Below are 7,290 nucleotides of genomic sequence, written 5' to 3'. Positions count from 1 at the left end.
AACTGGCTCGGCGGCAGCCTCGCCCTGCCCGAGCCCTTCGGCCTGCGGCACGTCTGGGCCGACCAGCCCTGGCGGCACCGCTTCATGGCCGACGACGCGCTGCGCGCCGCCACTCCGGTGCTGCGGGTGGTGCACGCGGCGGCGCTCAAGGTCCTCAAGGAGAACGGCGTGGACGTCGAGAAGTTCGGCTCCCGCGCGTCGGCCCTCAGCGGAGGGGTGCAGGAGGTGTCGCCGAAGAAGGCCGACGTGTACGACGCGTGAGGCGCGGGCCTGGCCCGCGCGCGGCCTACGCGGGCCAGGCCTTCGCGAGCATCGCGCGGGTGTCGGCGAGGAGCTGCGGCAGGACCTTCGTGTGGCCGATCACGGGCAGGAAGTTGGTGTCGCCGCCCCAGCGGGGGACGACGTGCTGGTGCAAGTGGGCGGCGATACCGGCGCCCGCGACCGAGCCCTGGTTCATGCCCAGATTGAAACCATGGGCCCCGGAGGCGCTGCGCAACGCCGTCATGGCCTGCTTGGTGAGCTCCGCGAGTTCCGCGGTCTCCGGTTCCGTCAGGTCGGTGTAGTCGGCGACATGGCGGTAGGGCACGACCATGAGGTGGCCGCCGTTGTACGGGTAAAGGTTGAGCACCGCGTACACGTGCTCACCGCGCCGCACGACCAGGCCGTCCTCGTCGGACTTGGCCGGGATCGAGCAGAAGGGGCAGCCGTCGCCGGCAGCAGGGCCGCTCGGCTTGTTCTCACCCTGGATGTAGGCCATCCGGTGGGGCGTCCACAGGCGCTGGAACGCGTCGGGCGTTCCCACTCCCAGCTGCTGTTCCGGCTCACTCGTCATGCGTGCAGCATATGGCGTGCGGCCTGCGGGCAGGGAAAGGCCCCCGGTGGGAGGAGATCACCGGGGGCCGCCCGCCACCGCTGCTCAGACCTGCGCCCGCTCCTCGACGACCTTCACGATCTTCGCGATGGCCTCGTCGAACGGGATGCCGTTCTCCTGGGAGCCGTCGCGGTAGCGGAAGGAGACGGCGTTGTTCGCCATGTCCTCGTCGCCTGCGATCACCATGAACGGCACCTTCTGCTTCTGCGCGTTGCGGATCTTCTTCTGCATCCGGTCCGAGGAGGAGTCGACCTCCACCCGCAGGCCCTTCTTCCTGGCGGTCGCGGCGAACTTCTCCAGGTACTCCGCATGGGCATCGCCCACCGGGATACCGACCGCCTGCACCGGCGCCAGCCACGCCGGGAACGCGCCCGCGTAGTGCTCCAGGAGCACGGCGAAGAACCGCTCGATGGAGCCGAACAGCGCGCGGTGGATCATGACCGGGCGCTGCTTGGAACCGTCGGCGGCGGTGTACTCCAGGTTGAACCGCTCCGGCAGGTTGAAGTCGAGCTGGACCGTCGACATCTGCCAGGTGCGGCCGATCGCGTCCTTGACCTGGACGGAGATCTTCGGGCCGTAGAACGCCGCGCCGCCCGGGTCCGGGACCAGCTGCAGGCCCTGCTTCTCGCCGACCTGGCGCAGGGTCTCGGTGGCCTCCTCCCAGACCTCGTCGGTCCCGACGTACTTTTCCGGGTCCTTGGTGGACAGCTCCAGGTAGAAGTCCGTCAACCCGTAGTCCCGCAGCAGGTTCAGCACGAAGGTGAGCGTCTTGTCGAGCTCGTCGGCCATCTGCTCTCGGGTGCAGTAGATGTGCGCGTCGTCCTGGGTGAACCCGCGCGAACGGGTCAGGCCGTGCACGACGCCCGACTTCTCGTAGCGGTATACCGTCCCGAACTCGAAGAGCCTCAACGGCAGTTCGCGGTACGACCGCCCGCGCGCGTCGAAGATCAGGTTGTGCATCGGGCAGTTCATGGGCTTGAGGTAGTAGTCCACGCCCTCGTCGAGCTGCATGGGCGGGTACATGCCCTCGGCGTACCAGTCCAGGTGGCCCGAGGTCTCGAAGAGCTTCCCCTTGGTCGCGTGCGGGGTGTAGACGAACTCGTAGCCCTCCTCCTCGTGGCGGCGGCGCGAGTAGTCCTCCATGACCCGCCGGACGGTGCCGCCCTTGGGGTGGAAGACGGCGAGGCCGGAGCCGATCTGGTCGGAGATGGAGAACAGGTCCAGCTCGTTGCCCAGCCTGCGGTGGTCGCGCTTCTCGGCCTCGGCGAGGAAGTCCAGGTACGCCTTCAGCTCGTCCTTGGACGGCCAGGCGGTGCCGTAGATGCGCTGGAGCATGGGGTTCTTCTCGCTGCCGCGCCAGTAGGCGGCCGCGTTGCGCATCAGCTTGAACGCCGGGATGAGCCGGGTCGAGGGCAGGTGGGGACCGCGGCACAGGTCCTTCCAGCACAGCTCGCCGGTCTTGGCGTCCAGGTTGTCGTAGATCGTCAGTTCGCCGGCGCCGACCTCGACGTCCGCGCCGTCGTCGTGCGACGCGGAGCCCTTGAGGCCGATCAGCTCCAGCTTGTACGGCTCGTTCGCCAGCTCCTCGCGGGCGGCCTCGTCGGTGACCACGCGGCGGGAGAACTTCTGCCCCCGCTTCTGGATCTCCTGCATCTTCTTCTCGATGGCCTTGAGATCCTCGGGCGTGAACGGCTTGTCGACGTCGAAGTCGTAGTAGAAGCCGTCCCTGACGGGCGGGCCGATGCCCAGCTTGGCCTCGGGGAAGAGCTCCTGCACGGCCTGCGCCATGACGTGCGCGGTGGAGTGGCGCAGGATGTTGAGGCCGTCCTCGGAGGAGATCTCGACGCCCTCGACGGTCTCGCCGTCCTCGACCTCATGGGCGAGGTCCTTCAGCTCGCCCCCCACCCGGGCGGCGATGATCGAGCGCTCGCCGGCGAAGAGGTCGGCGGCCGTGGTGCCCGTCGTCACCGTGCGCTCTTCCCGCTCGGAATCGCGTTGGATGATCACACGGACGTCTGACACCGGTCTCTCCTGCCTGAAGGTGGAAGCGCGCCCATAACCTATTGCGCACGCAATAAGGGATCGTACCGACCCGGGGCCGCCGACCGCGAAACGATAACCCTGCGTCCACGATCAGTCGCGGTCGTCCCCGCCGCACGCCTCCTCGAAGAAGTCCAGATCCTCCTGCAGCGACTTCATCAGCCGGTCCCGCTCCTCGTCCTCCACCTGCACGGGTACGACCCCGAAGGCGCCCGTGAGCCGGCGGAAGCCGCCCCGGCTCTCCAGCCGTCCGAGCACCCGCACGGGCAGTCCGACCAGGTGGGCGTGGCCGGCGATGCGGTAGTCCTCCTCCTGCAGGGTCACGCGCACGTACGGCACCTCGGCGCCCGCGAGCACCCGGAGCCGTACCGTGCCCTCGCCGCGCGGCTGGGACCTGCGCATCCGCACCACGGTGCCGGTGATCCGCACGGGCACCGACGGTTCGGCGCGCAGGTAGCGGGCGCCGGCCTCGCGCAGCACGGGCAGGTCGCCGGGGGAGAACTCGACGGTCTCGGCGGCGGCCGCGCAGCCCTCGGGAACACCCGCGGCGGGCGCCCACCCGACGGCGACGCGGGCGCCCTCGGTGCCGCGGACGAGGGCGACGACGGCCTCGGTGAGTTCACGGCTGGCGCCCGCGCGGACGGCTCCGTCGAAGGCGTCCATGCTGCCGGTGGCCCGCCGGTGGTCGACGGCCTCGCGGACGGCGTGCAGGGCCTGGTGGAGTCGTACGGCGAGGGGCCGTCCGGGGTCGACGGGGACGAAGGCGGTCAGCCGGCGGCCGTCGGTCGCGGAGCCGACGAGGACCTGTTCGAGGCACGCGGCGGCCGAGCGCCGGTGGCGGGCGCCGTGGTAGCCGGCACGCGCGCGTGTGGCGAGCGCGGCGGCGAGCAGCATCTGCCGGGCGGCGCCGCGCAGCCGCTCGTCGACGGTCCAGGGGGCGGCGTGGACCGGTCCGCTCGGCACGTCCCGCCACCAGCGGATCTCGTCGCTGGGCAGGGTGAGGGCGACCAGCACCTCGCGCGCGGAGGGCGTGCCGCTGCGGGTGAGGGCGTCCAGTGCCTCGCCGAGCAGGTCGTCGCTGTCGGGGAAGGAGCGGCTCTCCGGCACCAGCAGGCTCGTACCGGCGCCGGCCGGGTCGGGCGGGGTCCAGCGGCCGTAGCGGCCGGGGGCGCCGCCGCGCCGCTGCCAACCGTGCCGGTGCAGCAGGGCGCCGAGCACGGCCGGATCGACGCCGGCGGGCTCGGGGGGACCGGGGGGACGGCTCCAGGAGGCGTCGACGGGGTGCGGGCGCGCGGCCCTCGGGGGTTCGCCGCGGGGGCGGTGATTCATGGTCTGCCTCCCGTCCCGACCCGCGTCATGATCTCGCACAGGGCCCGGTCGTCGAAGATGCGCGAGGTCGGTATCCGCACGGTGGTGCGGTGCCGGCCGGTGACGGGGTGGCCGGCGAGGTTGACCCAGTAGCAGCAGTGCCTGAGGTCGAGCCGGTCGTGGCCGGCGCGCAGCCACTGGTCCTGCGACCGGGGCACGATCATGACGACGAGGATCTTGTGCACCGAGACCGGGGTGCGGGCGAGCTTGGCCAGATGGGCGTTGTCGAGCGTGAAGGAGAAGTACCGGCCCGGCGGGTCGGGCGGTATCTGGTAGGTGCACTTCAGCTGCACCTTGATGGTCACCTCGTCATCGACGGTGTGCCCGGGGGCGCTGTGGCTGACGTGCCAGTCGATGCCGTTGTCGGGAAAGGGCTGGGACAGCGAGCAGCCGGCCGCGGCGGCGACCGCGTGCAGGTAGCCCACCTGCAGTGTCTCCATGCAGGCGGTGGTGGCGAGTGTGCCCCGTGGGGCGTCCGTGTGCCCGGGCAGCAGCCCGCCCCGCTCGGGCTGCGCCGTCACCATGACCAACAGCCTTCCACGCTTGGTGAGTCCCCACTGCGGGCCTGTGAACTGCAAAGACCCGTACTCCTGTTGTGTCCTTCCGGCGTACGCCGCAAACAGCCCGGGTATCACCAAACGGGCGGAAGACGGCGCGTCGACTGCCATGGGTGAGCGAGGGGTTGTGGGGCGTATGGCGTGCTGGTACGAGGGACCTCTGGCCGCGTTCGACACGGAGACCACGGGTGTCGACGTCGAGACCGACCGCATCGTGTCGGCCGCCGTCGTCGTCCAGGACGCCCCGGGTCTGCGGCCGCGGGTGACGCGCTGGCTGGTGAACCCGGGCGTGCCGGTGCCCGGGGCGGCGACGGCGGTGCACGGGCTGACGGAGGAGCATCTGCAGCGCAACGGGCGCTGGCCGGCGCCGGTGATGTACGAGGTGGCCGAGCAGCTGGTGGAACAGGCCGTGCGGGGCCGTCCGCTGGTGGTGATGAACGCGCCGTTCGATCTGACGCTGCTCGACCGGGAGTTGCGCCGTCACCGGGCCTCGTCGCTGCAGCGCTGGTTCGAGTCCGCGCCGCTGTGCGTGCTCGATCCGCGCGTCATGGACAAGTACCTGGACCGTTATCGCAAGGGGCGGCGCACGCTTGCGGATCTGTGCGCGCACTACGAGGTCGAGCTGGCCGACGCGCACGACGCGGCGGCGGACGCGCTGGCCGCGCTGGAGGTCGTGCGGGCGCTGGGCCGCCGCTTCGCGGCCCGTCTGGAGCGTCTGACCCCGGCCGAGCTGCACACCCTGCAGACCGGGTGGCACGCGGCCCAGGCCCGGGGGCTGCAGGCGTGGTTCGCGCGCAACGGGACGGAGGAGACGGTGGATCCCTCGTGGCCGCTGCGTCCGGAGCTTCCGGCGGCGGCCGCGTAGGCGTGTACGCGAAAGGCCGGCCCGCTGCGGCGGACCGGCCTTTTCCCGGGTGGGCGATACTGGGTTCGAACCAGTGACCTCTTCGGTGTGAACGAAGCGCTCTCCCACTGAGCTAATCGCCCGGGAACGCACTGAACAATACAGGTCCCGACGGGCTTCCTCCAAACCGCTTCGGTGGGGGGCGCCGCCGCCCGGGCGGCGGCGCTCCCCCCACCACGCGCGTCCTCACCACCCGCTCGTCACGAGGGCATCCGGTCGCCGAGCAGTGCCAGGTTCTCGATGGCGGCGAGACCGTAGAGCGCGGTGTCGTTGGTGGACACCCAGGCGGCCTCGCTGCCCGGAACCAGCGTGTCCGGCCCGCTCAGCTTCTCCGTCCGCCACGGGGAGGACTCGGTGTAGCCGTCGGAGCCGTAGAACTTCGCCCAGGCTCGCCGGGCGAGTTTCTCGTCGCCGGTCTGGACGGCGGCGTACGCGTCCATGCGCGAGTGTCCCTGGAAGAGGATGAGCGAGCCGAAGTCGGAGCCGTAGCGCGCCGCCTGTTCGGTCTTGCTCGCGTTGAAGTAGCGGCAGTAGTCCAGGTAGGCCTCCTTGAACTCGGGCATGTCGACGAGGTCGACGAGTTCGGCGCACAGTTCGTTGAGGCCGAAGACGCCCGAGAGGTGGGAGACGTCGACGACCGGTTCCGGGGCGACGGCGAACCTGCCCGTGTCCAGGTCGTACAGGCCGCCGCCCTGCACGAAGCCGTTCGGCTGGGCGGCGATCGTCTCCATGGTGGACAGCACGCGTGCCCTGGCCTTCTCCCACTTGGGGCCCCTGCGCTCCCACTCGGTGAGCCAGGCGGAGACCAGACCGCTCCAGTCGGTGCCGAAGCCGATCGACAGGGCGTGCCGGTCGGGCGTGTACGGCTCGGTGCGGATCTTGCGGAGCGGGTCGAGGGCGAGGAAGGTCTCGTCGGAGTCGACGTTGGCGTGCATCAGGTCGCCCACGCGTTCGTCGGCGGTGAGGAAGTAGTAGAAGCGCCGGTAGGTGGTGTTGGCGATGCGCTGCTGCTTGGCGCTGTCGGCGAAGTGCTGCACGCCGTGCCGGGTGCCGAGGTGGTAGACGTCGACCTCGCCGGTGTGCCGGGTCATCGCCTCGGCGAAGCGGAAGACGTCGGCGCGGCCGCTGCGCAGGTAGGCGTACCAGAGCCAGAGGTCGGGCGAGAGTTCGGAGTTGTCCCAGGCGTAGCCGCCGACGTCGTACCGCCACACGTGCCGGGCCGCGTCGTAGGTGTGCATGATGTCGCCGTAGTCCCAGAAGCCGTACCAGCGCCGCACCTCCACCTGGTCCTTGTAGTAGTTGACTGCTCCCCTCCCTGAGGAGGAGGGGATTCCTGGCTCAGGCCGCCTCCCCGAGCAGCGCTCCGGGAGGTCTTGCGCCCTCGACGCCGGCCGGGTCCAGACCTGCCCGGACGAGCATCACGCGGGCGGAGTTCTTGTCCCGGGAGGACACGGCTCCGCACGCGGTGCAGGTGTAGGTGCGTTCCGACAGCGGCAGGGCGTGCTTGGTTCTCGCTCCGCACGATCCGCAGTCCATGGTGGTGTGCGCGG

6 protein-coding genes, 1 tRNA gene and 2 pseudogenes are annotated in these 7,290 nt (G+C 70.7%); 2 read left to right on the top strand and 7 right to left on the bottom strand.

The annotated features are described in order from the left end of the window. A pseudogene (locus RH94_RS41850) lies at positions 1–261 on the top strand (hypothetical protein); the annotation flags it as partial. Positions 262–286: 25 nt separating this feature from the next. Here RH94_RS41850 and RH94_RS01270 read toward each other — a convergent pair. From RH94_RS01270 to RH94_RS01255, 4 genes are all read right to left on the bottom strand, one after another. Then, positions 287–832, bottom strand: coding sequence for an HIT family protein (locus RH94_RS01270; protein ID WP_073945827.1), 546 nt, complete (start codon positions 830–832; stop codon positions 287–289). Between the two features lie 84 nt (positions 833–916). Then, entirely contained in the window at positions 917–2,893 is a 1,977-nt protein-coding gene (gene thrS / locus RH94_RS01265) for a threonine--tRNA ligase (protein WP_073945826.1), read from the bottom strand. Positions 2,894–3,004: 111 nt separating this feature from the next. After that, positions 3,005–4,240, bottom strand: coding sequence for a hypothetical protein (locus tag RH94_RS01260; protein ID WP_073945825.1), 1,236 nt, complete (start codon positions 4,238–4,240; stop codon positions 3,005–3,007). Beyond that, a complete protein-coding gene (locus RH94_RS01255; RefSeq protein WP_073945824.1) occupies positions 4,237–4,803 on the bottom strand; it encodes a DUF4365 domain-containing protein in 567 nt (188 codons plus the stop codon). The genes RH94_RS01260 and RH94_RS01255 overlap by 4 nt, the downstream gene beginning before the upstream one ends. A gap of 169 nt (positions 4,804–4,972) precedes the next feature. Here RH94_RS01255 and RH94_RS01250 point away from each other — a divergent pair, with 169 nt between their 5' ends. Next, a complete protein-coding gene (locus tag RH94_RS01250) occupies positions 4,973–5,701 on the top strand; it encodes a 3'-5' exonuclease (protein ID WP_073945823.1) in 729 nt (242 codons plus the stop codon). Between the two features lie 50 nt (positions 5,702–5,751). On the opposite strand, the gene RH94_RS01245 is transcribed toward RH94_RS01250, so the two are convergent. The 3 genes and pseudogenes from RH94_RS01245 to RH94_RS01235 form a co-directional block, all read right to left on the bottom strand. After that, positions 5,752–5,823, bottom strand: a tRNA-Val gene (locus RH94_RS01245). Positions 5,824–5,940: 117 nt separating this feature from the next. Further along, a pseudogene (locus RH94_RS01240) lies at positions 5,941–7,038 on the bottom strand (exo-rhamnogalacturonan lyase family protein); the annotation flags it as partial. 40 nt (positions 7,039–7,078) lie between these two features. Continuing rightward, positions 7,079–7,290 (bottom strand): zinc ribbon domain-containing protein (locus RH94_RS01235; RefSeq protein WP_143203935.1); only part of this gene is annotated, 212 nt, incomplete at its 5' end.

The organism is Streptomyces kebangsaanensis, from assembly GCF_001906585.1.
Taxonomy (GTDB): Bacteria; Actinomycetota; Actinomycetes; order Streptomycetales; family Streptomycetaceae; genus Streptomyces; species Streptomyces kebangsaanensis.
This window is presented reverse-complemented; position numbering and strand designations above follow the sequence as displayed.

Bases quoted from the DNA above. Each gene is read 5' to 3' on its own strand.
- RH94_RS01250 (WP_073945823.1), top strand. From the start codon at position 4,973: ATGGCGTGCTGGTACGAGGGACCTCTGGCCGCGTTCGACACGGAGACC.
- RH94_RS01270 (WP_073945827.1), bottom strand. From the start codon at position 832: ATGACGAGTGAGCCGGAACAGCAGCTGGGAGTGGGAACGCCCGACGCG.
- RH94_RS01255 (WP_073945824.1), bottom strand. From the start codon at position 4,803: ATGGTGACGGCGCAGCCCGAGCGGGGCGGGCTGCTGCCCGGGCACACG.
- RH94_RS01260 (WP_073945825.1), bottom strand. From the start codon at position 4,240: ATGAATCACCGCCCCCGCGGCGAACCCCCGAGGGCCGCGCGCCCGCAC.